This window comes from Mesorhizobium sp. M2E.F.Ca.ET.219.01.1.1 (assembly GCF_004016445.2).
Lineage (GTDB): Bacteria > Pseudomonadota > Alphaproteobacteria > Rhizobiales > Rhizobiaceae > Mesorhizobium.
Map to the genome: position 1 here is coordinate 269326 of NZ_SADT02000006.1, position 26183 is coordinate 295508.

The window sequence follows — 26183 nt, forward strand, 5'->3', positions numbered from 1 at the left end:
GCGCTGTCACTCAATTGAAATATCGACATGGCTGGCGCAGCGTCTTTGCATGTGTCCTGCGCTCCGGACAATTTTCGTCAGACCAGCGGCCAGCCATCCAGTATGGCGTCCCAAAGCAGACGCTCGTCCGTCTGCGGACGCCGTACCTTGTAGTTGAGCTTGTGCAGCCAGAAGCCGTCATACATGGCGCGATGCCTCGCTTCGTCGAAAGGCTTCAAGAGCTGCCATTGCAACTCATGCGGCCTGTCGGCGCCGACCTGCGGCATCTTCAAGAAGTCCTCCCTCAGCTTCCCATGCAGCAGCAGAGAAGCCTCGATGTGATGCGGGAACATGAAATACTGGAGAAGCCGATCATATTCGCGCCAGTAGTCGGCGAGGCCATGAAGCACCGTCTCGACCAGAGGATGTCCCTTGCGCGCATGGATGAACCAGGTCTCCACCAGCCGAGGCACGCGGTTGGTTTCGCGAAGGATATAGAAATCCTCGCGCTCGATCTGTCGCGGCACGGGCTGCCTGAGCAGAATGGTGGCGTCGAGCCAGGTGCCGCCGTGCCGCAGGAGCAGGCTAAGCCGGATGAAGTTGGAGAAGTGCTGGCTCTTCATCAGCTGACGCCGGCGCTTGTCCCAGATATGGTCCGGCAGATCGACATAGTCTGCCACGGTGGTGTCATCGAGGACGATGAGATCGCGGTCGCCCTTGTGCCGCTGCACCGAGCGCATGCAGGCCTTCACCAAGGGCGGCGCGTTGTCGGGGCCTTGCGCCCAATATTGCCAGATCGGACCCAACCCGCCTTCCGGCATGCTGGTCGAGCACCATTGCGAGTGATCGACAGCGACGTTCCGGGCGCGCTGGTCCCGGCGCCGGGCCAGGTTCATGTGGGTTTTGGCGGCGCGCTTGCGCACCCACCACGGCAAGTCCGGCGAAGACGCCGCCCAGCGCAAGGGCGCCAGGTGACGGCGCCTGAGCGGATCGTCGAATGGCGGTTCGGTGAAAAAGGCGCTATCCGGGCCGTCGTCCCCCGATGGTGCCATAGCGATCAATCCACCGAAACCTCGATAAGGCGCGGCTTGCCGGCCGCCCGCGCGCGCTTCAGCGCCCCGGCCAGATCAGCGGTCCCGGTCAACCGCTCGGCCGCGATGCCATAGGCCTCGGCGAGCTTGCAGAAATCCGGCGGCGCCGGCGACACGCCGACGGGCTCGACACCGACATCGAGCATCGAGGTCTCGATCTCGCGATAACCGCGATTGTTCCACACGACGAAGATCACCGGCGTCTCGGCATCGAGCGCGGCGCCGATCTCCGGCAAGGTGAACTGGAATCCGCCATCGCCGGTGAGGCACACCACGGGCGCTTGCGGAATGGCAAGTGCGGCGCCGATCGCCGCCGGCGGGCCGTAGCCCAGCGCGCCAAAGCCCGTCGCCGCATTGAACCAGCCACCGGGACGGTCGTGGTCATAATAGAGGTTGGCGGCATAGATCGGCTGGGTCGAATCGCCGACGATAATGGCGCCCGGCAGCGCGTCGCGGATCGTCTCCACGGCGCGCACCTGCGCCAGGTATTCGGGCCTCAGCTCGGCCAGCGCTGCTTTCCGTGCGGCGGCCGCGCGGGCTTCGCCGTCCTTGGCCGCGGGATGGCCCGGCCCGATTGCCGCAAGCAAAGCCTCGATCCCTTCGGCGCAATCAGCCTGGATGCCGACCATCACCGGCCGGCGCGCGATCTGGTCGGCGCCGATGTCGATGCGGATCAGCTTGTTCGGCAGGACGAAGCCGCCGTCGCCATAGCCGTCATAGTCGGTCGGGCCGAACTCGGTGCCGGCCGCGACCACCAGATCGGCGTCCGCCATCAGCGCGCGCACCGCCTTGAGGCTGGGGCTGGCCGGCACGCAAAGCGGATGGCCATGCAAAAGGCCGCGCGCATTGGCAGTCTCGACAACCGGAGCGCCGAGCGTTTCGGCCAGCCGTCGCAGCGCCGCGTCGGCCTTCCTGGCGCCGCCGCCCGAAAGGATCAGCGGCCGGCGTGCAGCCTTGATGAGCTTTGCCGCTTCCGCAATCGCCGCTGGGGCCGGAGCGGGCGGCGCGGCGTTGCTCAGCGCCGCCGCGATGCCGTCGGCGGGCTTGACCATGACGTCGGTGGGGATCTCGATATGCACCGGCCCCGGCCGCGCCGACGAAAACAGCGCGAAGGCACGGGCGAGCGCGGCCGGCAATTGTCCGGCCTCGGTGACGCGCTCTGAGAACAGCGCGACCTTCTCCATCATGCCGCGCTGGTCGGGCAGCTCATGCAGGAAGCCCAAACCCTTGCCCAGCGTATCGGTGGCGTTGACGCCGGAGATGACCAGCATCGGCACCGAATCGGCGCGCGCCTGGCCCATGGCGGTGATGGTGTTGGTCAACCCCGGTCCGGTGATGACGAAGGCGACGCCAGGCCGGCCGCCGGCGCGCGCATAGCCGTCGGCCATGAAGCCGGCGCCCTGCTCGTGGCGCGGCGTGACATGGCGGATCTTCGAACGCGCCAGCCCGCGATAGATCTCGACCGTATGTACGCCCGGAATGCCGAAGACGGTGTCGACGCCATGCGCTTCGAGCAAGGTGATCAGCGCTTCGCCGATGGTGGTCATCAATTTCCTCCCTTTTCCGGCGCAAGGCCGAGCTCGGCCTCTATGGCTTTGATGCCGATCGCCGCCAATTCGCCAGGCGAGAACATCTCGCCGGCCAGGCAGCCTTCGATCCAGAGCCCGTCGATGATCGCGTTGATGGCGATGGCATGGTGGCGCAGTTCGCTTGCGTCCGGCTTGCGCCGTTCGGCGGCCAGCACTTCGGCCACGACTGCTTCCACCTCGTTGCGAAAACCGAGATAGCCTTCGCGGTGGGCGCGGGCGAGCGTCGGATCGGCGCCGGCACGGCCGATGAAGGTCGCCCAGAGCGAAAACACCCGCTGGTCGATGATCGGCGCGTTGAGATTGGCGGTGACGAAGGCGGCAAGTCGCTGGCGCGGCGAGGCGTCTTCCATGAGCAATGCCGCTTTCGCCTGCTCTGTCATGCGGCCCATCAACGCCGCATAGGCCTCCTGCAGCAAATCTTCCTTGCCGGGGAAATAGTGGCGGATCAGCCCGGCGGTGACGCCGGCGCGCAAGGCGATGGTGCGCACGGTGGCGCCCTCGAGGCCATGTTCGGCAACGCTCTCCAGGGTCGCGTCGATCAGGTCCTGCCGCCGCCGCTCCTCGCCCTCGCGACGGAACTTGCGGCGCGCGTTCATTGGCGCAGGATCGGCCGCGTCAGGCATGTCGGGCCGCCCTCGCAGGCGATGCAGAGCGCATCCGCCTCGAAGATTTCGACCGTGCAGCCGGCGGCTTCCATTGCGGCTTTGGTCTTGGGAAAGCCGGCCACGGCAATGACCTTCAATGGACTGGTCGGCAGCACATTCAGGCTGAGACCGCCAGAGGCGGCGAACTCTTGCGCATCGCCTTCGACCAGGCGGATGCCGCGCGCTTTCAGCATCTGGTAGAACGGGGCCGGCAGAAGCGGCGAATAGACCAGCGCGAGGTCGTCGGCCAGCGGGCTGATCACCGACATCAGATGCAGGCAGGCCTCTTCGCCCTGCCACAGCGGCAGATCGAAGCCGTAGACGGAAATGCCGAGCGGCGTCAGCAGGTTGGCAACCTGCTGGATGCCTTGCTGGTTGGTGCGCACGCCGCGCCCGATCGCCAGCGTGCGGGCATCGACCCATACACAGTCACCGCCTTCGACCTGGCCGGGCGCCTCGACGCGGCCAAGGACCGGAATGCCCAGCCTTCTATAGGTTTCCTCATGCAGCGAAGGCTCTTTGGCGCGCAACGGCTTGCCCATCGACAGGATCAGCGCGCCGCGATCGGTCATCAGCGACGGGTCATGCGTGAAAACCGAATCCGCGAGACCGTCGGCCTTGTCCTCGATCCATTCGATTTCGGCGCCGGAAGCCGACACCAGCTCGGCAAGGAGCGCATGCTGCATTGCCGCTTTCGCCGGGTCGAAACCCGGGCCATAGTGCCAGGCGGCCCTGTCGGCGCCGCGCATGGCGTTGGCCGCCGAACGCATCAGCACGCGCCGCAACGGCGCCGCCATGGACTGTGATCCGAAAGCGCTCATCGATGCCCTTCTAAGATGAAAAAAAGCGGAAAAATTTCATGAAAGGCTATTTATACACTTGCACAACAACGCCGCAAGTGCCGTAATGAGCGGGATTGACGGGCTCGCGCTGTCGGGTCCATGCTGAAATCTGGAGCGGCAGTACAGCGTATGTTGATTAGCCGGATGGACGTTCGACGACCTGCCTTCGACCATAGAGAGGTCGCCCGGTGAGCGTGGCAGACGCTGCCCCAGTCCAATCCGGCAAGGCGCAAAGCGCCGCCGCCGAAGCCATCCATGTCGAGAACCTGCACAAGAAATTCGGCCAGTTGCATGTGCTGAAGGGCGTTTCGCTGTCGGCGCGCGACGGCGAGGTGGTCGCCATCATCGGCGGCTCCGGCTCCGGCAAATCGACGCTGTTGCGCTGCATCAACTGCCTTGAGAATCCGACCAGCGGCATCATCCGCGTCAATGGCGAGCAGATCAAACTCAAAGCCGACAGCCACGGCCATACCGTTCCGGCCGACCGCCGGCAGATCGAGCGGATCCGCTCGCGGCTCGGCATGGTGTTCCAGAATTTCAACCTGTGGAGCCATATGACGCTGATCGAGAACGTCATTGAGGTTCCGGTGCATGTGCTGGGGGTCAAGCGCGACGAAGCGATCGCCCAGGCCGAGAAGCTGCTCGCCCGCGTCGGGCTGGCGGAGAAGCGCGACGTTTATCCGGCCTTCCTGTCCGGCGGCCAGCAGCAACGCGCCGCGATCGCCCGGGCGTTGGCGATCAATCCGCGCGTCATGCTGTTCGACGAGCCAACGTCCGCGCTCGATCCGGAGCTGGTCGGCGAGGTGCTGAAGGTGATCGGCGACCTGGCGCGCGAGGGGCGCACCATGGTGCTGGTGACGCATGAAATGAAGTTCGCCCGCGAGGTCGCGACGCATGTCGTCTACCTCTACAACGGGCTGGTCGAGGAGGAAGGTCCGCCGGAGCAGCTGTTCGGCGCGCCCAAATCCGAAAGGCTCAAACAATTCCTCCGCAATGTCGGCTAGGGGCCGGCATCAAGCGGGGCGAAAACCGGGAACAACAACAAACTGGGAGTCCTGACATGAAGACTGTTCTCAAAACAATCGCGGCAGCGCTGCTTCTCGGCGTCGCGGCGATGGGCGGCGTGGCCAAGGCCGAGCAAGTCAAGATCGGCGTCGCCGCTGAGCCTTACCCGCCCTTCACCTCGCCCGACGCCAGCGGCAAATGGGTCGGATGGGAGATCGACTTCATCGACGCCGTCTGCGCCGAAGAGAAGCTCGACTGCGTCATCACGCCGGTCGCCTGGGACGGCATCATTCCGGCGCTGACCACCAAGAAGATCGACCTTATCGTCTCCTCGATGTCGATCACCGCCGAACGCGAGAAGACGATCGACTTCTCGGACAAGTACTATAACACTCCAACCGCCATCATCGGGCCGAAGGACCAGAAATTTGGCGCAACGCCCGACGACCTCAAGGGCAAGGTGATCGGCGTGCAGGTGTCGACGGTGCATGCCGTCTACGCCAAGAAGCACTTCACCGGCGCGCAGGAGATCAAGGAATACCAGACGCAGGACGAGGCCAACAACGATCTGGCCGCCGGCCGTCTCGATGCCGTGCAGGCCGATTCCATCGCGCTCGGCGAATTCCTGAAATCCGACCAGGGCAAGGCCTGCTGCGACCTGAAGGGCATGGTCGCCCCGGACGACGAAGTGCTTGGACCGGGCGTCGGCGCCGGCGTGCGCAAGGAAGACACCGCGCTCAAGGAAAAGATCAATGCCGGCATCAAGGCGATCCGCTCCAACGGCAAATATGACGAGATCTCGAAGAAGTATTTCGACTTCGACATCTATGGCGGCGCGCCGCAGTCGAACTGAACCCTCTCGCAAATGAGTGAGGGCATGGCGTACGCGCCATGCCCGATCCTTGCCACGCATGCCTGCCGCCGCCTCGACGCCAGCGGCTAGAGCAATTCCAGGAAAAGTGTGAGCGGTTTTCCGTCCGGAATTGCGTGAAACAAAGAAATAGAGTGGTTCGCCGTTTCCGTGAAACGGCGAACCACTCTAGACAGCAATCCGGGGGCGAAGCTGATCGACGCCTTTCTTCCGGCCTCCGCGGCCGGCATTTTCGAACTCCTGTCACCCGTGGCGCCCGGCTGGGGCGCCACGCTGCTGGTCGGGTTGCTGCATTCGCTCGAGATCGCCATCGGCGCCACCTGCCTTGGCCTGCTGATCGGCACCGCCGGCGCGTTCGGCAAGCTCTACGGCGGGCCGGTGACGCGCGATCTGCTCGCCGTCTACACCACGGTGGTCCGCGCGGTGCCGGAGCTGGTGCTGATCCTGCTGCTCTATTATGCCGGCACTGACCTCATCAACCAGGTGCTGGCGGCGATGGGCTACAGCCGTGTCGACATCAGCGGGCTGGCGGCCGGCATTTTCGTGCTGGGTTTCGTCCAGGGCGCCTATTCGACCGAAGTCATCCGCGGCGCCATCCTCGCCATCCCGCAGGGCCAGATCGAGGCCGCCCGCGCCTATGGCATGCCGCCCGGGCTGATGCTGAGGCGCATCACGATCCCGGCGATGCTGCCCTTCGCCATTCCCGGCCTTGCCAATCTGTGGCTTATCGCCACCAAGGACACCGCGCTGCTCGCCGTCGTCGGCTTCTTCGAACTGACGCTGGCGACCCGCCAGGCCGCGGGCGTCACCAAAGCCTATCTGATCTTCTATCTCGCGGCCGGCGTGCTTTACCTGGCGGTGACGCTCTTCTCCAACCTGGTCATCGGCCGCGTCGAGGCCTGGTCGCGGCGCGGTATGCCCTCCGTCAAGGAGGCGCGCTGATGTCGGCCGAAGCCACCGCGATCAACATGGCGGCACGCGCCTCGATCTGGCTCAAGCCGCATCGCATCGTGCTCATCCTGATCGCCTTGGCGCTGGTGCTCTGCGCGGCCTTCTTCATGCGCTGGGACTGGCTGCCGCAATATTGGGAAATGGGCCTGATGGGCATCTGGCGGGCGCTCTGGATCCTCGCCGTCACCTGCGCGCTGGGCTTTGCGCTCGCCGTGCCGCTCGGGCTCGCCCAGGCCGGCGGACCGATCTGGTTCTCGGCGCCGGCCAAGGTCTTCTGCACCGTCATCCGCGGAACGCCACTGCTCCTGCAGCTCTGGCTGCTCTATTACGGCCTCGGCTCGATCTTTCCGCAATATCCATGGATCCGCGAATCCTGGCTCTGGCCGTATCTCAGACAGGCCTGGCCCTATGCCGTGGTGGCGCTGACCTTCTCCTTCGCCGGCTATGAGGGCGAAGTGATGCGCGGCGCCTTCGCCGGCGTGCCGCGCGGACAGCTGGAAGCCGCCCGTGCCTTCGGCATGAGCCGCTGGAAGATCTTCCGCCGCATCTGGCTGCCGCAGGCCTTCTACCGGGCGCTGCCGACCTTGACCGGCGAAACGGTGCTGCAGTTGAAGTCGACGCCGCTGGTGGCGACGATCAGCGTCATCGACATCTTCGCCGTCTCCTCCAAGGTGCGGCAGGACACCTACCTGACCTACGAGCCTTTGCTGCTCCTGGCGCTGATCTATATGACGATCACCGGCATCCTGGTCTTCGTGTTCAGCCGGATCGAGGCGCGGATTCCGGTCAAGATCGGTTAGCGAATAGTGAGTAGCGAAAAGCGAGTAGTTTCTTTATCCCCCCTACTCGCTATTCCCTATTCGCTACTCGCTACAGGGCAAATCCGATGCAACTCACTCTCGATCAGGCAACAGGCCTATGCCGGATGGCGGCGCTCGGCGCGGGCGCCAATGAGGAGGCGGCGCAGTCGCTGACCGCTTCGATCATCGCAGCCGAAGCCGAGGGCCTGTCGACCGTCGGCCTGTCGCATTTCATCGACTATCTTGAAGCACTCGAAGCCGGCCGCATCGACGGCAATGCCGATCCGGTGATCACAAGGCCGGCGCTCGCCGTCTATCTTTCCGATGCACGCGGCGGGCTTGCCCATACCGGCTTCGACCGCACCATCGACGACCTGGTCAAGGCAGCAAAACTGTTCGGCGTGTCGATCTTCTCGCAGAAGAACGCTTATACATGCGGCGCGCTCGGCTATTTCACCGGGCGGCTGGCCGAACAGGGGCTGGTGTCCTTCGCCGCCACCAACGGACCGGCGGTGCTGGCCGGCTCAGGCTCGGTCAAGCCGGTCTATTGCACCAACCCGATGTCCTTCGCCTCGCCCGCCGCCGACGGGCCGCCGCTGGTCATCGACCAGTCGTCGAGCGCGACAGCCTTCGTCAACATCCGCAAGGCGGCCGAGGACGGCAAGAAAATCCCCGAAGGCTGGGCGCTCGATGCCAGCGGCAATCCGACCACCGATCCGGCAGCGGCAATGAAGGGCGCGATGCTCGCCTTCGGCGGCCAGCGCGGCGCCAACATCGCTTTGATGGTCGAGGTGCTGGCCGCCGGCATTTCCGGCGCCAACTGGTCGCTCGACGCGCCCTGGTTCACCGGCGGACCGGACAGCCCTGGCACCGGCCTTTTCGTTCTGGCCATCGAGCCCAAGCTGCTCGATCCGGATTTCGAGCAGCGCATGAAGGACCAGCTCGAGCGGCTGCGGCGGCGCTATGGCGTGCATATTCCCGGACGCTCTCGCGCCGAAGCCGCGGAGAAGGCAAAGGCGCGCGGCATCACCACGTCCAGGGCGGTCGTGCAGCGCATTTCGGAATTCGCCGAGCGTTACTCGGCCTGATTTTTCCAACGCTATTGAACCTTTTCCCGACCTGACGCGACCCATATCCGGCACCCCTCGCCGCGAGCCGCCTTGGTTGGCCTCGTCCGGCTCGCGGTTGGCGGCGCCGCGCCGGGCGTTCAGGGCGGGGGCGGGCGTGCTTGCTTCACGCCACCTTGATACCGTCTCAGGTCAGGCTGCCTCGTTGGACCCTGTTTCGGCGTGGAACTGCCCGGAAAACCCCGCTTCGGCGGGGTTTTCTGTTTTCTTTCAAACGCGGCGGAGCGGCATTCCGGGCAAGTTCAAAAACAGGACAATGGCGACTTCCGGTCGCTCTTTGCCTTTGGCGAGAAACGGATTAAGAAACGGCTTCAGCCAAGCATTCGCGCGGAGCTAGTCATGACCGAAATTCTGCAGACCCCCAAGCTCGTCGTCGTCTTCGGCGGCTCGGGCTTCGTCGGTCGCCACGTCGTGCGGGCGCTGGCCAAGCGCGGCTACCGCATCCGGGTCGCCTGCCGGCGGCCCGACCTTGCCGGCCACGTGCAGCCGCTCGGCAATGTCGGCCAGATCCAGCCGGTGCAGGCCAATGTACGCGTGCGCTGGTCGGTCGACCGCGCCGTGCAGGGCGCCGACCATGTCGTCAACCTGGTCGCCATCCTGCATCAGACCGGCCGCCAGAAATTCGGCGCCGTGCACGATTTCGGTGCGCGCGCCGTCGCCGAGGCCGCACGCTCGGTCGGCGCCGGTCTCACCCACATCTCGGCGCTCGGCGCCGATCTCAATTCGCCATCCGACTATGCCCGCACCAAGGCGCTCGGCGAAAGGGCGGTGTTCGATACGATCGCCGACGCCGTCATCTTCCGCCCGTCGATCAATTTCGGGCCGGAGGACTCCTTCTTCAACCGCTTCGCCAACATGGCGCGCTACTCTCCGGTGCTGCCGCTGATCGGCGGCGGACAGAACAAGTTCCAGCCGGTCTATGTCGGCGACGTCGCCGAAGCGGTGGCGCGCTCGGTCGACGGCAAGGTCAAGGGCGGCCAGGTCTATGAGCTCGGCGGCCCGCAGGTGCTGACCTTCAAGGAATGCATGGAAGAGCTGCTGACGGTCATCGAGCGCCGGCGGCTGCTGGTGCCGGTGCCGTGGTGGGTGGCGAACATCCAGGCGTCGATCCTGCAGCTGCTGCCCAATCCGCTCCTGACCAAGGACCAGGTGCTGCAGCTGCGCGAGCACAATGTCGTTTCGGACGAAGCCGCCAAGGCTGCCAGGACGCTGACCGGCCTGGGCATCCAGCCGCAGGCGATCGCCACCATCCTGCCCAGCTATCTATGGCGCTTCCGCGCCGCCGGCCAGTTCCAGCAGCGCCGGCCGATCGCCGACCGGTAATCCTGTCTCTTTGTTTTACGCAATTCCGGACGGAAAACCGCTTCACACTTTTCCTGGAATTGCTCTGATCAGCCCCGGCGCGAGACCTGCATCGGCAGGCCGCCCTGCGGCTGCGTGGTGAGCTTCTGCACCGGCCATGGCTTGGTGTCGGAGGTCGCGTCGAAGCGGAAGCGCGACAATAGGATCGCCAGCGCGATGATCGCCTCCTGCATGGCGAAGCTGGCGCCGATGCAGACGCGCGGGCCGGCGCCGAAGGGCAGGTATTGGAAGCGGTCGATCCGGTCGCGGTTTTCCGGATGGAAGCGCTCGGGCAGGAAGGCGTCCGGCCTGTCCCACAGCTTGCGGTGGCGATGCACGACCCAGGGCATCACCAGCACAGCGGCATATTTCGGAATGTAGAGGCCGTTCCAGGTCTCCGGCTCGATCGGCTCGCGGTTGATCGAAGGCGCCGGCGGATAGAGCCTGAGCGCCTCCTCGAAAGCGGCGCGGGTGAACGGCATGGCGTCAAGCCATTTCGTCGGATCGGGCTCGCGCGCCAGCACCGCGTCGATCTCCTGCTCGACCTTCTCGCGCTCCCATGGCGCTTCGGCCAGGCAATAGATCGTCCAGCCCAGCGCCCTCGCGGTTGTCTCGTGGCCGGCGCCGATGAAGGTGATGATGTTGTCCTCGACCTCAGCGCGGGTCAGCCCGTCCGGCCCCTCGGCGCGCAGCAGAAGGGTGAGGAAATCCTGCGGCACGCCACCCGGATCGCGCTTCATACGCTCTTCGCGCATCCTCACCGTGCCGGCGACGATGTTGCGGAAATAGGCCATGGTCTTGCGGCCGCGGATGCGGGTCAGGCGCGGCAGCCATTCAGGCGCGCGCAACAGGTCAAGCGGGTCGACGCGGCCCATGGTCTCGAACAGGCGGTCGATCTCCTTGGCGAAGCTGCCCGGCTCGCCGGCGATCTCGCCGGAAAACAGCGTCTCGGCCAGGATGTCATAGGTGAGCAGCGTCATGTCATGCGCGACATCGGTCGTACCGCCCGCTTCATAGCGGGTGACGAATTCCAGCGTGCGCTTCAGCATTGGCGGGGCGAAACCGAAGATGTGGCGCGGTGTGAAAACCGGCGCCATCGCCTTGCGCGAACGCTTCCAGACCTCGCCCTCGGCGGTCAGCAGCCCGTCGCGCAGGATCGGCCGCAGGATCAGCTGGCGCACGGTCGCCATCTTGTAGTTCCTGGCGTTGTCGATCAGCACGTGGCGGATGAGGCCGGGATCGTTGGCGACGATCAGGTGTCCGCCGACACCATTCGCCGAAACCCAGGGCTCGTTGTAGGTGTGCTCGCCCCACAATTCGAGCGGGTTGCGGTAGACGATGCGCATCATCTCCAGCGTCGAAGGCGGCTCAGTGCGCGGCTTGGGCGCCGGCGGCACGAAAGGGGCGGGCTTGGTGTCCATGAAGCATGCTCCGCTGACAGCGGTGAATGTAGTGCCCGACAGGGCCGGCGTCCATGTGACCGGACGGCAACGCACGATCTGCCACATCGCCGGAATGTGAGCAGCATCAGCCGATAGCTGCTTGCTGCCGGTGGCAAGCTGCGTTAGTCACCAATGGATACCGGCAAGCAAGGAGCCCTCCCGTGAAGCATCGGTTGAACATCATCATCGGCAGCACACGGCCGGGACGCGCCGGCCCGATCTTCGGCGAATGGCTGGAAGGATTCGCGCGCGAGCACGGCAAGTTCGAGCCGGCGCTGACCGACATCGCCGCGTTCAGCCTGCCGATGCTCGACGAGCCGCACCATCCGCGCCTGCGCAAGTACGAGAACGACCACACCAAGGCGTGGTCGGAGGCGATCGACGCCGCCGACGCCTTCGTGTTCGTGGCGCCGGAGTACAACTACTTCGTGGCGCCCGCGATCGTGAACGCCATCGACTACCTGCTTCATGAATGGCGCTACAAGCCGGCGGCGATCTTCAGCTATGGCGGCGTCTCCGGCGGATTGCGCGCCGCGCAGTCGCTGAAGCCGCTGCTCACCTCGGTCGGCGTCATGCCGATCCCGGAAGGCGTGGCGCTGCCCGCCTATGCGAGCCTGCTCGATGAGAAGCGCGCCTACCATCCGAGCGAGCAGGTGCTGGGCGGCGCTAAGGCGATGCTGGACGAGCTGTTCCGCTGGAGCGAGGCGCTGAAGACGCTGCGTGCGGCCGAATAGGCACGAGAGCTTCCCAGCAAGGCAAATATCAGGCTGCGCTTAGGCGCGGCCTTTTGCGTCTCATCGACCCTTTCCAGCCGAACGCCGCGACCGTATCAGCGCGAGGCGTGGAAACGCCTTTCCGCCAAGCCGGCAAAATGCCCGCAAACCTTGGAAAATCCGCCATTTGCGCCTATATCTAGGACATCAAAACGGCGCGATTCGCGGCCATTTTTCCGCGCCGGACCAGCGACATCAATCAGACAGGTTTTCATGAGCGATCAGACCGAAAGCGCCAACGGCGCGGAAGCCGAGTACGGCGCCGATTCCATCAAGGTTTTGAAGGGGTTGGATGCCGTGCGCAAGCGGCCGGGCATGTATATCGGCGATACCGATGACGGCTCGGGCCTGCATCACATGGTCTATGAGGTGGTGGACAACGCCATCGACGAGGCGCTGGCCGGCCACGCCGACCTCGTTTCGGTGACGCTCAACCCCGACGGTTCCGTCACCGTGATCGACAATGGCCGCGGGATTCCGACCGATATCCACCCCTCGGAGGGTGTTTCGGCGGCCGAAGTGATCATGACGCAGCTGCATGCCGGCGGCAAATTCGACCAGAACTCCTACAAGGTTTCCGGCGGTCTGCATGGCGTCGGCGTCTCGGTGGTCAACGCGCTTTCCGCCTGGCTCAAGCTCAAGATCCGCCGCAACGGCGAGATCTTCGAGATGAGCTTCACGCATGGCAATGCCGACGCGCCGCTGAAGGTGACCGGCAGCTACGTGCAGGACAAGCAGCCCGGCACCTATGAAGGCCGCAGCGGCAGCGAGATCACCTTCTTCCCGTCGGCCGAGACCTTCACCATGGTCGAGTTCGACTACAACACGCTGGAGCACCGGCTGCGCGAGCTCGCCTTCCTCAATTCCGGCGTGCGCATCGTGCTCACCGACGCGCGCCATGCCGACCTCGTGCGCCATGAGCTGCACTATGACGGCGGCCTGGAAGAGTTCGTCAAATATCTCGACCGGGTGAAGAAGCCGCTGATCGAGGCGCCGATCGCCATCCGCGCCGAGCGCGACGGCATCACCGTCGAAGTGGCGATGTGGTGGAACGACAGCTACCACGAGAATGTGCTGGCTTTCACCAACAACATCCCGCAGCGCGACGGCGGCACGCATCTGGCCGGCTTCCGCGCGGCGCTGACCAGGCAGATCACCGGTTACGGCGAAGCCTCCGGCCAGACCAAGAAGGAAAAGGTCTCGCTCACCGGCGACGACTGCCGCGAAGGCCTGACCGCTGTTCTGTCAGTCAAGGTGCCGGACCCGAAATTCTCCTCGCAGACCAAGGACAAGCTGGTCTCGTCCGAGGTTCGCCCGGTGGTGGAGGGCCTGGTCAACGAGGCGCTGGGCACCTGGCTGGAAGAGCATCCGAGCGAAGGCAGGGTCGTGGTCGAGAAGGTGATCCAGGCGGCCGCGGCGCGCGAAGCCGCGCGCAAGGCGCGCGACATCACTCGCAAGAGCACGCTCGGCGTCACCTCGCTGCCCGGCAAGCTCGCCGACTGCCAGGAGCGCGATCCGGCCAAGTCGGAAATCTTCATTGTCGAGGGTGACTCCGCGGGCGGCTCGGCCAAGGGCGGCCGCTCGCGCCAGAACCAGGCGATCCTGCCGCTGCGCGGCAAGATCCTGAACGTGGAGCGCGCGCGCTTCGACCGCATGCTTTCTTCCGAGATGATCGGCACGCTCATCACCGCGCTCGGCACCTCGATCGGCAAGGACGAGTTCAACGCCGACAAGCTGCGCTACCACAAGATCATCCTGATGACGGACGCCGACGTTGACGGCGCCCACATCCGCACGCTCTTGCTCACCTTCTTCTTCCGGCAGATGCCGGAGCTTATCGAGCGCGGCCACCTCTACATCGCCCAGCCGCCCCTCTACAAAGTGACGCGAGGCAAGAGCTCGCAATATCTCAAGGACGAGAGCGCCTATGAGGAATATCTGATCGGGTCCGGGCTGGACGAGGCCTCGCTGGTGCTCGCCTCCGGCGAGGTCCGCACCGGGCAGGACCTGCGCGCCTCCGTCGACGACGCCCTGGCCGTGCGCCAGCTGATCAACGGGCTGCACACGCGCTACAACCGCAGCGTCGTCGAGCAGGCGGCGATCGCCGGTGCGCTCAATGCCGACGTGCTCGCCGATCTCGGCCGCGCCAACGCGATGGCCGAGCGCGTCGCGCAGCGGCTGGACATGATCGCCGAGGAAACCGAGCGCGGCTGGACCGGCCGGCTGTCGACCTCCAATGACGGTTCGGGCGGCTATGTCTTCGAACGCACGGTGCGCGGCGTGAAGGATGTAGTGCAGCTCGATGCCGGGCTGATCGCTTCGGCCGATGCGCGCCAGCTCGACCGCTACGCGCCGCGGCTTTCGGAAGTCTATGGCGAGCAGCCGGCGCTGCGCCGGAAGGAAACCTCGGAGCTGCTCTCGGGGCCACTGGCGCTGCTCAACGCGGTGTTCGCTTCCGGCCGCAAGGGCCTCACCATGCAGCGCTACAAGGGCCTTGGCGAGATGAATGCCGAGCAGCTTTGGGAAACCACGCTGGACCCGAATGTGCGCTCGCTGCTGCAGGTCAAGGTCAACGACGCGACCGACGCCGACTCGCTGTTCTCGCGGCTGATGGGCGACGAGGTGGAGCCGCGGCGCGAGTTCATCCAGGACAACGCGCTGTCAGTGGCCAATCTAGATATCTGAGCGGGGTCGCCAACCTACCCACTTCGCGATGGAAAGCCCGGCGGCCGCCGGCCTTTTGGCTATATAAGCACGCCCGGCGACAGTACGTCTCAATGGCGTAAGGTGGCCGCGAAGGCCGCGATGTCGGTGAACTCGCGCCAGCGCGTCACCTGCATGTCATGGACAGTGAAAACGTGCGGCCAGTCGGATTCAAAGTGTATGCCCGTCCCGTGGCGGTAATGCCGTAGTGCCCGGCTACAGGGAACACCTGGAAATTGCTAAATCACTGATCGGCAAGCCTGACGCTTAGAGCGCCGACGAGATTCGAAAGAATGCTGATTTTTTCAAGGCGTACGATACAGAGGCTGATCGACACCGCCGGATCACGTGTGGCCAAGACACATCTTGAGAGGCTGGCCACGAACGTTGACAGGCACAAAAAAAGCGGCATTCCGGACGTCTGGGAAATCTATTTGCTAGTCGGTCATATCTTGGCCCATGGGGCCGAACACGAGCGACCGCTTAAAGATGGGAAGAAGCCCGACATCCTTTTGCCGCGGCATCAGGTATACATCGACGTCAAAACAATCTCAGACGACAACGCGCATAACGTTTATCCGGTCAACTTCTTCGTGAATACGTTCATGGACCAAGTTGCACGTCGCCTTCCCGTCCTTGGCGATTTCCAAATAGATTTCGGGTCGAAGCTGGAAATGGTGGATGGCCAGTCGACCTATGTTCCAGCATTGCCAGACAAGAACGAAATTTCGCGCATCACTAAGGATATCGTGATCGAGTTGCGCCGCCTTGGCGGCGACTTCTCGGCCCCGTTTGCGCACGAAGTTCAGTTCGATGGGGTGACAACCAGGGTATCATTTAAGCCATCCCAGCCAGACTTCCCGCTGATCGGGTCAAACTACACTTCCTTCACAACACTCAGGAGCGGCGAGCGCTCCGTCGCCACGCGAGCCCTTGATGAAGGCAGCGACCAGTTGGCGTCAGCGCCCGAGGGATCGCTGAAGGGGGTTTACCTGTGCGACGGAGGTACCGACCTGTGGACCAAGGGAACGTCCAATAGAACCTCCCTCATCCATGACATCGCCCGAGATTATCTGTCGAAGAGCAGCAACCTGGATTTCATCGTTCTCTTCACGGTACAAGAAAGCTATGAAGCCCCTGACCGTTCGGACTCGCAGTTCGTTCTGCTCCCTGCATCGCTGCTGGCTGGACAGAAGAAGAGGTACATCGTCAGCTTCGATGTGATTGCAAAGACCGCTTCAATCCGCGATCAGATTGAAGGCCTTGTCCGTGAGGCGCTATCGCCTCTCGATCCACCAGTGCAAAACATAGGATCGGCATATGCCAATCGGATGAGAGTGGGCAGTAGCATCGGATTTCGTAACGGTATGGCAACCTACGGCGAAAACACGATTCGGATACCGGCTCGATCGCTGGGCGAAATTCTCGCAGGGGGATCTGCGGCAGAGGTTTTGGACGGAGCGGTAAACTCTCCCATTCGGGCTTCGGACCTGTTCGCGAGATTCCATAGGGAAGGTAGGACCATCAAGAAAATCGAGCTTGTGGATGGGCACCCGCAAGACGATGACTGGATCGACATCACTTTCGGACCGAGAGACCCGGCGGTTTCGCCGCTGAGGGTCGGCACCGACAAAGATGATGCCGCCGACGTAGGGCGATAGATGGCGTGATCTTCGGCGACGAGAACAGCGAGGCCCAAGGTGTCCGGCTGCGAAAGGCGCGCTAGCATGTTGCCGGAAGATGCATTTCTAAGAAAACTACCCAACACAATTGACGAGGCTCAAGCCATTAAGCTTGAGGGCATGGTTTTCTCCGCTGATGCTGTGGAATTCAGCTTCAACGAGATCAAGAAAATCGCTCTCATCTTTGGCGAGAAGATTCCCGATGCGCCGAGCAGCGTCCGGACGCGAGTTTTCATCCACGCATGAAACATAGTCGACAATCTCCATGTCATCCGACAGGTGATCAAGTCGATGGATGTGGCCGGGGCACGGACCGATGAATTCCTTGCAAAGTATGAGACGGCAACGCTCATGCGGAACAAAATGGATCACCTCGCCGCAAACGCGTTCAACATCTCAAAGGCCTCCAAACGAAACCCTCTCCACGGCAGCCTCAGCTACGTTTACGTTCCAGAGAGCGAAATAAAGGAAGTCGACGGCAAACCCACGATAAGCGGCGCGGGGATAGTCGTTTTCTCGTCCGGTCGGTTAGTTCCGAAATCGAGCATAGCTGTCGTCAACCCGGCGGGAATGCTCATTTCTGGCCGCGCTGGCTTGTTTCAGCTAGAAGCGTTTGGCTTAGTATTAGGGCTTGAAAGCGCAATCGCGGACATGTTGGCCTATATGGCAAAAATTAACGACAGCTTCGAAGAGAATTTTCTCGAAATGGCCACCAACATTGCCGCTGAAAAAGGCCTTAACGTAGATGATTTAAGGCACAATACCGCAGCAGGCCTTACCGTCTATCTCACGGTAGGATTCAACTCGCCCGCCATTGCGGACGAACCTGATCCACCAGGCGCCTAGACGTCGCCCCAGCGCGGGCCGACCGTGTACTCTCGCCAACTAGCACAGGCAGGGCTCCTTGGCATCGCGTCAGGTCATGCCCATAAACAGAAAAGCCCGGCGCGAAGCCAGGCTTTTCCATATCCTGAGGAACTAGACTCGCCTAGTGATCCATCGCCTTGACGATCTCTTCCGTCATCTTCTTGGCGTCGCCGAGCAGCATCATGGTGCCATCCTTGTAGAACAGCGTGTTGTCGATGCCGGCATAGCCGGAGCCGAGCGAGCGCTTGACGAAGAGGCAGGTGCGCGCCTTGTCAACGTCGAGGATCGGCATGCCGTAGATCGGCGAGGACTTGTCGTCGCGCGCGGAGGGGTTGGTGACGTCGTTGGCGCCGATGACATAGGCGACGTCGGCCTGCGCGAATTCGGAGTTGATGTCCTCCAGTTCGAACACTTCATCGTAAGGGACGTTCGCCTCCGCCAAAAGGACGTTCATGTGGCCGGGCATGCGGCCGGCGACCGGATGGATGGCGTATTTCACCTCGACGCCGTTGGCCTTGAGCTTGTCAGCCATTTCGCGCAATGCGTGCTGCGCCTGGGCGACCGCCATGCCGTAGCCGGGCACGATGATGACCTTCTGGGCGTTCATCATCAGATAGGCCGCGTCGTCGGCCGAGCCCTGCTTGACGGTGCGCTCGATGCCGTCGTCGGCAACCGCGGCCGTCTCGCCGCCGAAGCCGCCGAGAATGACGGAGATGAAGGAGCGGTTCATGCCCTTGCACATGATGTAGGACAGGATGGCGCCGGACGAGCCGACCAGCGCGCCGGTGATGATCAGCGCAAGGTTGCCGAGGGTGAAGCCAAGCGCTGCCGCCGCCCAACCGGAATAGGAGTTCAGCATCGACACCACGACCGGCATGTCGGCGCCGCCGATCGGGATGATCAGCAGCACACCGAGCACCAGCGAGGCGGCGACGATCAGCCAGAAGACCAGCTTCGATTCGGTGGTGACCAGAAGCACGATCAGCACCACCAGGGCGACGCCGAGCGCGATGTTGATGAGGTGGCGGCCGCCGATCATGATCGGCTTGCCGGACATGCGGCCGTCGAGCTTGAGGAAGGCGATGACCGAGCCGGTGAAGGTGATGGCGCCGATGGCCACACCGAGGCTCATCTCGACCAGCGCCTGGGCGTGGATGTCGCCCGCCGTGCCGATGCCGAAGCTTTCCGGCGCGTAGATGGCGGCAGCGGCCACCATGACAGCGGCGAAGCCGACGAGTGAGTGGAAGGCGGCGACCAGCTGCGGCATCGAGGTCATGGCGATGCGGCGCGCGGTGACAGCGCCGATGCCGCCGCCGATGGCGAGGCCGAGCACGATCAGGCCGAAGCGGCTGGCCGATGGGGTTGCCAGCGCCAGCGTGGTGGCGATGGCGATGCCCATGCCGATCATGCCGTAGAGATTGCCCTGCCGGCTGGTGGTCGGATGCGAGAGCCCGCGCAGCGCCAGGATGAACAGGATGCCGGAGACGAGATAGAGGAAGGAAGCGAGATTGACGGTCACGTCACTTTTCCTTCTTCTTGTACATGGCGAGCATGCGCTGGGTGACCAGGAAGCCGCCGAAGATGTTGACCGAGACCAGCACCAGGGCGACGAAACCGAAGCCCGCGGCGAGGCCGGAAGCGGCAATGCCGACGGCAAGCAGCGCGCCGACGACGATCACGGAAGAGATGGCGTTGGTGACGGCCATCAGCGGCGTGTGCAGCGCCGGCGTCACCGACCACACGACATAATAGCCGACGAAGATCGCCAGCACGAAGATGGCGAAGCGGAAGACGAAGGGATCGATGGCGCCGCCCGAGAGCGCATGCGCAGCGTTGCCGGCGGCCTCGGCGCCCGCAGGCGCGTTGGCAAGATCCTGCACCGCCAGCCGCACGGCGGCGGTCGCCTGGTCGAGCTGGTCCAGGGCTTTCTGCAGCTGTTCCATCACGCGGTCCCTTTAGTCTTAGAGGTGGGCGACTTGGCTGCGGCGGCCCTCTTCTTCGGCGCCGGCTTCGGGGCGGCGGCTTCGGCAACCATGGTCGTCGCCGGAATGGCCGCCGGCTCGGTGCGCGGCTCCTCCGCCGCCTTGGCGAAGTTCGGATGCACGACCTTGCCGCCGTCGGTCAGCATCGTCGCCTTGACCAGCTCGTCGTCGCGCTTAATGGCGAGCTGCTTCGTCGCCTTGTCGACCATCGTCTCGAGGAAGGCGTAGAGGTTCTTGGCGTAGAGCAGCGAGGCGGATGCGGCGACACGACCAGGCACGTTGAGATGGCCGACGATCTTGACGCCGTTTTCGGTCGTCACGACCTTGCCCGGCACCGCGCCCTCGACATTGCCGCCGCGCTCGACCGCGAGGTCGACGATCACCGAACCCGGCCTCATCGAGGCGACCATGGCGGCTGAGACCAGCTTCGGCGCCGGACGTCCCGGGATCAGCGCCGTGGTGATGACGATGTCCTGCTTGGCGATGTGCTCCGCGGTCAGCGCCGCCTGCTTGGCCTGGTATTCCTTCGACATTTCCTTGGCGTAGCCGCCTGCCGTCTCGGCCGCCTTGAACTCCTCGTCCTCGACCGCCAGGAACTTGGCGCCGAGCGACTGCACCTGCTCCTTCACCGCCGGGCGCACGTCGGTGGCGGTGACGACGGCGCCAAGGCGGCGCGCGGTGGCGATCGCCTGCAGGCCGGCGACGCCGACGCCCATGATGAAGGTCTTGGCCGCAGGCACGGTGCCCGCCGCCGTCATCATCATCGGCAGCGCGCGGTCATATTCGGCAGCGGCGTCGATCACCGCCTGGTAGCCGGCGAGGTTGGCCTGCGAGGACAAAACGTCCATCACCTGCGCACGGGTGATGCGCGGCATGAACTCCATGGAGAAAGCGGTGATGCCGGCCTTGGCCATGGCGGCCACGGCGGCATCGTTGCCATAGGGGTCCATGATGGCGATGACGGCGGCGCCGGACTTGTAGCCCTTCAGCTCGGCATCGGTCGGCCGGCGCACTTTCAGCACGACGTCGGCCTTCGACGCGTCGGCAGTCTTGCCGATCGCGGCACCCACGGCGGTGAAATCCTGGTCGGGGATGCGGGAGCCGAGGCCGGCGCCCTTCTCGACGATCACGTCGAAGCCGAGACCAGCTAGGCGCTTGACCGTTTCCGGCGAGGCCGCGACGCGCGGCTCGCTCGGGTCAAGCTCACGAGGGATGAACACTATTTGTCCCACCGGGCGATCCTTTCGGCTGGAACCTTGATTACGCAAGGCGTCGGCCGGACGCCCGGCGACGTCGAGGGCGATGGGCTTGGGAAGTCTACCGCAGAATGAGCGTGCCGATGGCCGTGATCAGGATGAACACGATGAGGCCCGAGAAGAAGCCGCCGACGAAGAAGCCGAAGGCCATGGCGATGAGGATGGCGGCGCAGACCAGCGAGCCGTATTTGGCAAGGCCGAGGAAGGCCTTGTAGGTGCGGTCGTGCTCGGCATAGTCCATCTGCGCGCCTAGCTCGACAGGACCGGCGGGCGTGTGATCAGCCATGAAAGTACCCCTTCGAAAAAGCCTTTGAGGCACATAGCGAAAAGCCGAACCAAGAGCAATGGCGCTATTGCCGCACAGCCCGCGACAACAGCCTCAAATGAAAGTTGAAACCGGTTTCGCTGCGGACAGCGGCCAGCGCCCGGCGAGCCTGTCAGCCCTTCTCAATATGCTTTGACTATTTCGCGTTTTCCCGCGCGACGGGAGGAGATTATCGTTGCCTGCCCGCAGGGCCCGACGAGGAACCGCCATGATTTTGCCGACGCAGAGATTTGACTGGAACGGCACCATGATCGCCTGGGGCTCGGTCGGCTCCGGCCCCGCCATCGTGCTCGTCCATGGAACGCCCTTTTCCTCGCATGTCTGGCACCGCGTTGTCCCTGAACTGGCGCGTGACCACACGCTCTATTTTTACGATCTGCCGGGATATGGCCAGTCCGAGAAACGGGAAGGCCAGGACGTCTCGCTGGCCATCCAGAACAGAGCCTTAGCGGCGATGCTGGGGTTCTGGAAGCTGGACCGGCCGAATGTCATCGCCCACGATTTCGGCGGCGCCACAGCCCTGCGCGCGCATCTGATCGACGGCTGCAATTATGAAAGGCTGTTGTTGATCGATCCCGTGGCGGTTCGGCCCTGGGGCTCACCCTTTGTCCAGCATGTCGGGCGTCATGAATCCGCTTTCGCCGGCGTACCGGATTACATTCAGACGGCGATCCTAAAGGCCTATATTGCCGGCGCGGCCGCCAAGCCTTTGTCGGACGCCGCCCTGCAGCCCTATATCACGCCATGGACCGGCCCGGTCGGCCAGCCCGCCTTCTATCGGCAGATCGCGCAAATGGACCAGCGTTTCACCGACGAAGTCGAACCGCTCTATCGTGATTTCCGCTGCCCGGTGGCCTTGCTGTGGGGAGAAGAAGACCGCTGGATCCCGCCGCAGAGCGGCACGAAGCTAGCGACCATGCTGCCGGATTGCAGCTTGACGCTCATTCCAGGCTCCGGGCACCTCATGCAGGAAGACGCGCCCGAAGCCATTGTCGCCGCAGCCCTGCGCTTCTTCGCCGGCTGAGCGGTTCATTCAGCTGGCGAGATGCGGGAACAGGCCAAGCAGGCCGACGACGATCAGATAGAGCGCGACGATGTAGTTGAGGAGCCGCGGCATCACCAGGATCAGCACGCCGGCGATCAGCGAAATCAGCGGCGTCAGCGCGAGCGAGTGGATGGTCATCTGGGGATCCTTTCCTTCGACGGGCGCGAACGCCCGTCAGACAAGGCTGCGGAGATAGCGAGGTTCACCGTTTCACGGAAACGATGAACCTCGGTGTTTGACGGAATTTCCGGACGGACAACCGCTCAGACCTTTCCTGGAATTGCTCGAATAACGGCGCAGCCGGCGAAAGGTTCACAACCTGCGTTCAGGCAGCCGCGCGAAAGAATTTTGCCGTCGGCACGATCGACAGAGGCGTCAGCCGGTTGATGGCCGGATTACCGAACATGAGCCGCTGTTCCATCGGCGTCGATCTGAAGAACGGCAACCGGTCGAGTATTCGGTGAAAATTCGCTTCATTGCCGGAAATTTCGAACAATGCGAGCGGAGGAATAACGCCCGGAAACGCCTTGCCCTCGGTCATCTGCTTTGCGCTGAAGAAGCGGGCATAAAAAGCGGAATGCTCCAGCTTGATCGGGATGAACATCGCGGTCTGGCGGAAATAGCAGTAAGCCACCATGCAAATCCTGAGGGTCAGGAAAGGCAGGACTCCCGGCGCCGGGGCGAGGTCCGGGTCGGTTGCGAACCGGGTTCCGTCGATGAAAGTCTCTCCGCGGGCAAGCCGCTCGGCCAATATTTCCGGATAGGCGTCGACGGAGGGCGAGTAGGGATGCTCGCGGGTGATGTAGTGCAGCCGCAATGTGCTTACCAGGTGGCCGTCGAAATAGACGCCGAACCTGTAGGAATTCGGCAGATTGTCCCAGCGGTCCTCGAACATCCCGCCGGCGATCGGACCACACATACCTGAGCGCCGATAGGAGTTGTAGCGGAGCCGATAGATCGCCTCCAGATCTTCGCCCCCGGTGATGAGACGATACTCGACATGGTCCAGTAATTGCATCATCGATTGGTTAAGCGCGGAGTCCATCCTCGCGCCGGCGCCAGCCGAAGCACTCTTCCTCGCAGCATCCATTGTCATTCCTCGAATTCCGCCTGCAACTAAGGCTATTCGAGTTGAAATGGGACACAAGCTGAAAATTCGATATTGCTGATTTACCGCTTGTTAACCTTAACGGCCGGGCCAATTTTCGCAGATTCTCTAAGCAAAAAGCAAACTCGACGCCGACGGGCCGTCCAAGACCACCTGCCGGCGATCCGCTGGACCATCCTAAGTTCAAGGTCTGAAGACGCCGAGGCGCAGCAAGCTTAGGTTTGCGTGAAGGCGGGCGGTGATCTCAGCGAAATCGCAGCCCGAATGACACCACTCCGAGAGCAGTGTTGGAGTTTGGTTCAGCTGGCTGTCCTTTTGCCGGCGATATGCAACTCCGCCGCAAATGGCCATGTGACGCTCGACATCGTCTCGATGCCTGACGCGCTGAGCGCGGCGCCGAAGAGAAAACCCTGCACGAAGTCCGGCTTGACCAGATGGATCAGCGTCTTCAGCTGCTCGAAGGTCTCGACCCCTTCGATGGTGACGGAAAGGCCCAGCGTCCGGGACAGGCCGACAATGCCCTTGAGAAGGTCGAGCGACTGCCGGTTCTGGTTCAGATCGACCAGGAACGAGCGATCGATCTTGATCTTGTCGAGCGGCAACTTGTGCAGATAGCTCAGGCTGGAATAGCCGGTCCCGAAATCGTCAAGCGCAATGCGCACGCCAAGCGCCTTCAAGTCCTCGATCGACTCACGCGTCAGCGACTTGTCGTCGAGCAATGCGGTCTCGGTGACCTCGATCTCGAGCCGGTGCGTCGCCAGGCCCGACTTGGCCAAGGCGTCCCTGACCTTCTGGACGATATCGCGGCTGCGGAAATCCTTGGCCGACAAGTTCACCGACACACTGGTCTGGGCCGGCCATTTGGCGCATTCGGCGCATGCGGCCTCCAGCACGAAGGTGCTGATGTCGGAAACGATGCCCATCTCTTCCGCCAAAGGGATGAAGACGCTGGGCGAGATTGGGCCGAGGTCGGGATGGTCCCAGCGGCAGAGCGCCTCGCAACTGGCGATGCGCATGGTGCTGACGGAGACGATCGGCTGATAGACCACGCGCAAATCCTTGGCCTGCACGGCATTGCGCAAATCCGCCTTCATCAGCTGGCGATTGCGGAAAGCGGCGTCCATGGCCGCCTCGAACAGCCGCCAGCTGTTCTTGCCAAGTTCCTTGGCCTTGTAGAGGGCAAGATCGGCCTTGACGATCATTGCATCAACCTCGGTGTCCTTGACCTTGGACAGCACCGCGCCGCCGCTGGCCTGGATGCGCAAGCCGTGGCCGGCGACGTCCACCTCACCCTGCAGATCCGCGAATATCTGGTCGAGCAAGGTGCTGAGATGGCTCTCGTCCTCGACACGGTCGAAGAAGACCATGAACTCATCGCCGCCGAAGCGGCTGACCGTGATGCCCGGCCCGGCAATCGCCGCGAGTCGCTCGGCCACGGCGTAAATCAACCCGTCGCCGACAGGATGACCGAGCGTGTCGTTGACGCTCTTGAAGTCGTCGAGATCGAGCACCGCCAGACCGCAGAGCCGCTCCTGCTCGCCGGAGGCCATGGCCTCACGGACAAGTTCGTGGAAATAGGCGCGGTTAGGCAAACCGGTCAGATTGTCGTAGCGCGCCATGAAGCGTATCTTTTCCTCCGCCTCGACGCGCGCCGTCACGTCCTCGAAGGTGACGACGCCCAGTTCCTGGCTCCCTTCACGAGCGGAGAATTCGTAGTGCTGGCCGTTTGCGAGCGAGACCAGTACCTTGCGGTCGCGACCTTCGCGCAAGGCGCGCGTCAGTTGCGCCTCGATGTAGCGGCAGTCTTTCGGGGCCAGCATACCGCCGGCGACGCCACGCATCAGGAGGCCGTGGATCGACCGCCCCAGCAGCGCGCCCGGCGATTTCAATGACATCAAATGTGCTGCCTCGGCGTTGGCGACGACCACCTTTCCGTTCGAGTCGAGCATGACAAGACCGTGCGACATCGTATTCAGCGCCCGGTCGAACCTTTGCGCCAACTCCTTCGCCTGCCGGTGACCGATGACCGCCGAGAACAGAACGTTGCGGACATGATCGGCGCTGCTGATGGTGACGATTGTCGTCGGAATGATCATCAGCCCGAGCACGAAGTCGGGGACGTCCATGCGCAGGAAGAGCGCAAGTGCTGGCAGCCCAATGAGGGTCACGGAAAAAATCTGCACCATGCGCCTGGAGCCGTAGCTTCGGCCGACAACCGTGAGCAGGGTGGTCAATGCCAACGACACGGACGCCAGTTCGGCGAAGCCATCGGGACGCAGGTAGATCGACACGAAACACAATGACCCCAATGCGAGGCCCTGCGCACTGCCTTTCAGAATGTAACCGCGTTCCCACGCCTCTGCCTTTTCGACAGTGGGTAAAGTGCTGCCACTCCTTTGGAAGCTGCGGATGCTGAAATAGCGCCAGAGGTTGACCGCCAACAGAAGGAAGGCGAAGCCAAGATACAGCGGATCCTGCGTCCGCAGGTAGATCATCAATCCGAGGATCCAGTAGCATAGGCCGCCGACCACCAGCATGTAGGCGTTGTCGGACAACGCCCGCACAAACTGGATATAAACATCCGCCGGGATGTCTTCGGTCTTTGCTCTGCCCATATCGTTGGCCCAACGCTAAGCCTTGTCATCCCACACCCGCCTTAAGAAAGGCTTAGAACCGCGCTTCATGCCGGTTGCAGAGCGTTGAGACCCGCGGGACAGATCAGGAAATTCCGGGGGTTCCAGGCGCTATCTACGCGCCGGC

24 protein-coding genes are annotated in these 26183 nt (G+C 63.4%); 12 read left to right on the plus strand and 12 right to left on the minus strand.

Annotated features, from left to right (window positions below; genetic code table 11):
* Positions 1-77 precede the first annotated feature (77 nt).
* The 4 genes from EN862_RS27225 to EN862_RS27240 are packed head-to-tail and all read right to left on the minus strand — an operon-like array spanning position 78 to position 4124.
* A complete protein-coding gene (locus EN862_RS27225) occupies positions 78-1031 on the minus strand; it encodes a capsular polysaccharide synthesis protein (protein ID WP_127866576.1) in 954 nt (317 codons plus the stop codon).
* Positions 1032-1036: 5 nt separating this feature from the next.
* Positions 1037-2617 carry a 5-guanidino-2-oxopentanoate decarboxylase gene (locus EN862_RS27230; protein ID WP_127866577.1) on the minus strand — a complete coding sequence of 527 codons (1581 nt, stop codon included), beginning with the start codon at positions 2615-2617 and terminating at the stop codon, positions 1037-1039.
* Positions 2617-3282, minus strand: coding sequence for a TetR family transcriptional regulator C-terminal domain-containing protein (locus EN862_RS27235; protein ID WP_127866578.1), 666 nt, complete (start codon positions 3280-3282; stop codon positions 2617-2619). The genes EN862_RS27230 and EN862_RS27235 overlap by 1 nt, the downstream gene beginning before the upstream one ends.
* Complete coding sequence (locus tag EN862_RS27240; protein ID WP_127866579.1) at positions 3252-4124, minus strand: dimethylarginine dimethylaminohydrolase family protein; 873 nt, start codon at positions 4122-4124, stop codon at positions 3252-3254. Before EN862_RS27240 ends, EN862_RS27235 begins: the two co-directional genes overlap by 31 nt.
* A gap of 209 nt (positions 4125-4333) precedes the next feature.
* Here EN862_RS27240 and EN862_RS27245 point away from each other — a divergent pair, with 209 nt between their 5' ends.
* The 6 genes from EN862_RS27245 to EN862_RS27270 all read left to right on the plus strand — a co-directional run bounded on the left by EN862_RS27245 (position 4334) and on the right by EN862_RS27270 (position 10222).
* A complete protein-coding gene (locus EN862_RS27245; RefSeq protein WP_127866580.1) occupies positions 4334-5149 on the plus strand; it encodes an ABC transporter ATP-binding protein in 816 nt (271 codons plus the stop codon).
* Between the two features lie 56 nt (positions 5150-5205).
* Positions 5206-6003 (plus strand): transporter substrate-binding domain-containing protein, encoded by a 798-nt coding sequence (locus EN862_RS27250; RefSeq protein ID WP_127866581.1) that lies wholly within the window; start codon positions 5206-5208, stop codon positions 6001-6003.
* 294 nt (positions 6004-6297) lie between these two features.
* Entirely contained in the window at positions 6298-6963 is a 666-nt protein-coding gene (locus EN862_RS27255) for an ABC transporter permease (protein WP_193771589.1), read from the plus strand.
* Positions 6963-7772: an ABC transporter permease gene (locus tag EN862_RS27260; RefSeq protein WP_127866583.1), complete on the plus strand. Its 810-nt coding sequence runs from the start codon at positions 6963-6965 to the stop codon at positions 7770-7772. The genes EN862_RS27255 and EN862_RS27260 overlap by 1 nt, the downstream gene beginning before the upstream one ends.
* Positions 7773-7858: 86 nt before the next feature.
* Complete coding sequence (locus EN862_RS27265) at positions 7859-8860, plus strand: Ldh family oxidoreductase (protein WP_127866584.1); 1002 nt, start codon at positions 7859-7861, stop codon at positions 8858-8860.
* A gap of 378 nt (positions 8861-9238) precedes the next feature.
* On the plus strand, positions 9239-10222 hold the full coding sequence (locus EN862_RS27270) for a complex I NDUFA9 subunit family protein (RefSeq protein ID WP_127866585.1): 984 nt from the start codon (positions 9239-9241) through the stop codon (positions 10220-10222).
* Between the two features lie 68 nt (positions 10223-10290).
* Here the strand turns inward: EN862_RS27270 and EN862_RS27275 are convergent, their stop codons facing one another.
* Positions 10291-11661 carry a cytochrome P450 gene (locus EN862_RS27275; RefSeq protein ID WP_127866586.1) on the minus strand — a complete coding sequence of 457 codons (1371 nt, stop codon included), beginning with the start codon at positions 11659-11661 and terminating at the stop codon, positions 10291-10293.
* 182 nt (positions 11662-11843) lie between these two features.
* Here EN862_RS27275 and EN862_RS27280 point away from each other — a divergent pair, with 182 nt between their 5' ends.
* The 5 genes from EN862_RS27280 to EN862_RS27300 all read left to right on the plus strand — a co-directional run bounded on the left by EN862_RS27280 (position 11844) and on the right by EN862_RS27300 (position 17686).
* Entirely contained in the window at positions 11844-12416 is a 573-nt protein-coding gene (locus EN862_RS27280) for an NADPH-dependent FMN reductase (protein ID WP_095817608.1), read from the plus strand.
* A 252-nt stretch (positions 12417-12668) separates the two neighbouring features.
* Positions 12669-15140: a DNA topoisomerase (ATP-hydrolyzing) subunit B gene (gyrB, locus tag EN862_RS27285; protein WP_127866587.1), complete on the plus strand. Its 2472-nt coding sequence runs from the start codon at positions 12669-12671 to the stop codon at positions 15138-15140.
* Positions 15141-15451: 311 nt separating this feature from the next.
* The gene (locus EN862_RS27290) at positions 15452-16819 is read left to right on the plus strand and encodes a hypothetical protein (RefSeq protein WP_127866588.1); all 1368 of its coding nucleotides are present in this window, start codon (positions 15452-15454) and stop codon (positions 16817-16819) included.
* A 66-nt stretch (positions 16820-16885) separates the two neighbouring features.
* On the plus strand, positions 16886-17086 hold the full coding sequence (locus EN862_RS27295; RefSeq protein WP_127866589.1) for a hypothetical protein: 201 nt from the start codon (positions 16886-16888) through the stop codon (positions 17084-17086).
* 45 nt (positions 17087-17131) lie between these two features.
* A complete protein-coding gene (locus tag EN862_RS27300; RefSeq protein WP_127866590.1) occupies positions 17132-17686 on the plus strand; it encodes a hypothetical protein in 555 nt (184 codons plus the stop codon).
* A 142-nt stretch (positions 17687-17828) separates the two neighbouring features.
* On the opposite strand, the gene EN862_RS27305 is transcribed toward EN862_RS27300, so the two are convergent.
* The 4 genes from EN862_RS27305 to EN862_RS27320 all read right to left on the minus strand — a co-directional run bounded on the left by EN862_RS27305 (position 17829) and on the right by EN862_RS27320 (position 21231).
* Positions 17829-19226 (minus strand): NAD(P)(+) transhydrogenase (Re/Si-specific) subunit beta, encoded by a 1398-nt coding sequence (locus tag EN862_RS27305; protein WP_127866591.1) that lies wholly within the window; start codon positions 19224-19226, stop codon positions 17829-17831.
* Position 19227: 1 nt separating this feature from the next.
* Complete coding sequence (locus tag EN862_RS27310; protein ID WP_040974911.1) at positions 19228-19650, minus strand: NAD(P) transhydrogenase subunit alpha; 423 nt, start codon at positions 19648-19650, stop codon at positions 19228-19230.
* Entirely contained in the window at positions 19650-20921 is a 1272-nt protein-coding gene (locus tag EN862_RS27315; RefSeq protein ID WP_127866592.1) for a Re/Si-specific NAD(P)(+) transhydrogenase subunit alpha, read from the minus strand. Before EN862_RS27315 ends, EN862_RS27310 begins: the two co-directional genes overlap by 1 nt.
* Before the next feature lie 85 nt (positions 20922-21006).
* A complete protein-coding gene (locus EN862_RS27320) occupies positions 21007-21231 on the minus strand; it encodes an aa3-type cytochrome c oxidase subunit IV (RefSeq protein ID WP_042645175.1) in 225 nt (74 codons plus the stop codon).
* Between the two features lie 247 nt (positions 21232-21478).
* Here EN862_RS27320 and EN862_RS27325 point away from each other — a divergent pair, with 247 nt between their 5' ends.
* Complete coding sequence (locus EN862_RS27325; protein WP_127866593.1) at positions 21479-22294, plus strand: alpha/beta hydrolase; 816 nt, start codon at positions 21479-21481, stop codon at positions 22292-22294.
* Positions 22295-22303: 9 nt separating this feature from the next.
* Here EN862_RS27325 and EN862_RS27330 read toward each other — a convergent pair whose 3' ends face one another.
* The 3 genes from EN862_RS27330 to EN862_RS27340 all read right to left on the minus strand — a co-directional run bounded on the left by EN862_RS27330 (position 22304) and on the right by EN862_RS27340 (position 26038).
* Complete coding sequence (locus EN862_RS27330) at positions 22304-22453, minus strand: DUF3096 domain-containing protein (protein WP_127866594.1); 150 nt, start codon at positions 22451-22453, stop codon at positions 22304-22306.
* A gap of 187 nt (positions 22454-22640) precedes the next feature.
* Positions 22641-23360 carry an acyl-homoserine-lactone synthase gene (locus EN862_RS27335; RefSeq protein ID WP_245519705.1) on the minus strand — a complete coding sequence of 240 codons (720 nt, stop codon included), beginning with the start codon at positions 23358-23360 and terminating at the stop codon, positions 22641-22643.
* Positions 23361-23722: 362 nt separating this feature from the next.
* On the minus strand, positions 23723-26038 hold the full coding sequence (locus EN862_RS27340) for an EAL domain-containing protein (protein WP_127866596.1): 2316 nt from the start codon (positions 26036-26038) through the stop codon (positions 23723-23725).
* Positions 26039-26183 lie beyond the last annotated feature (145 nt).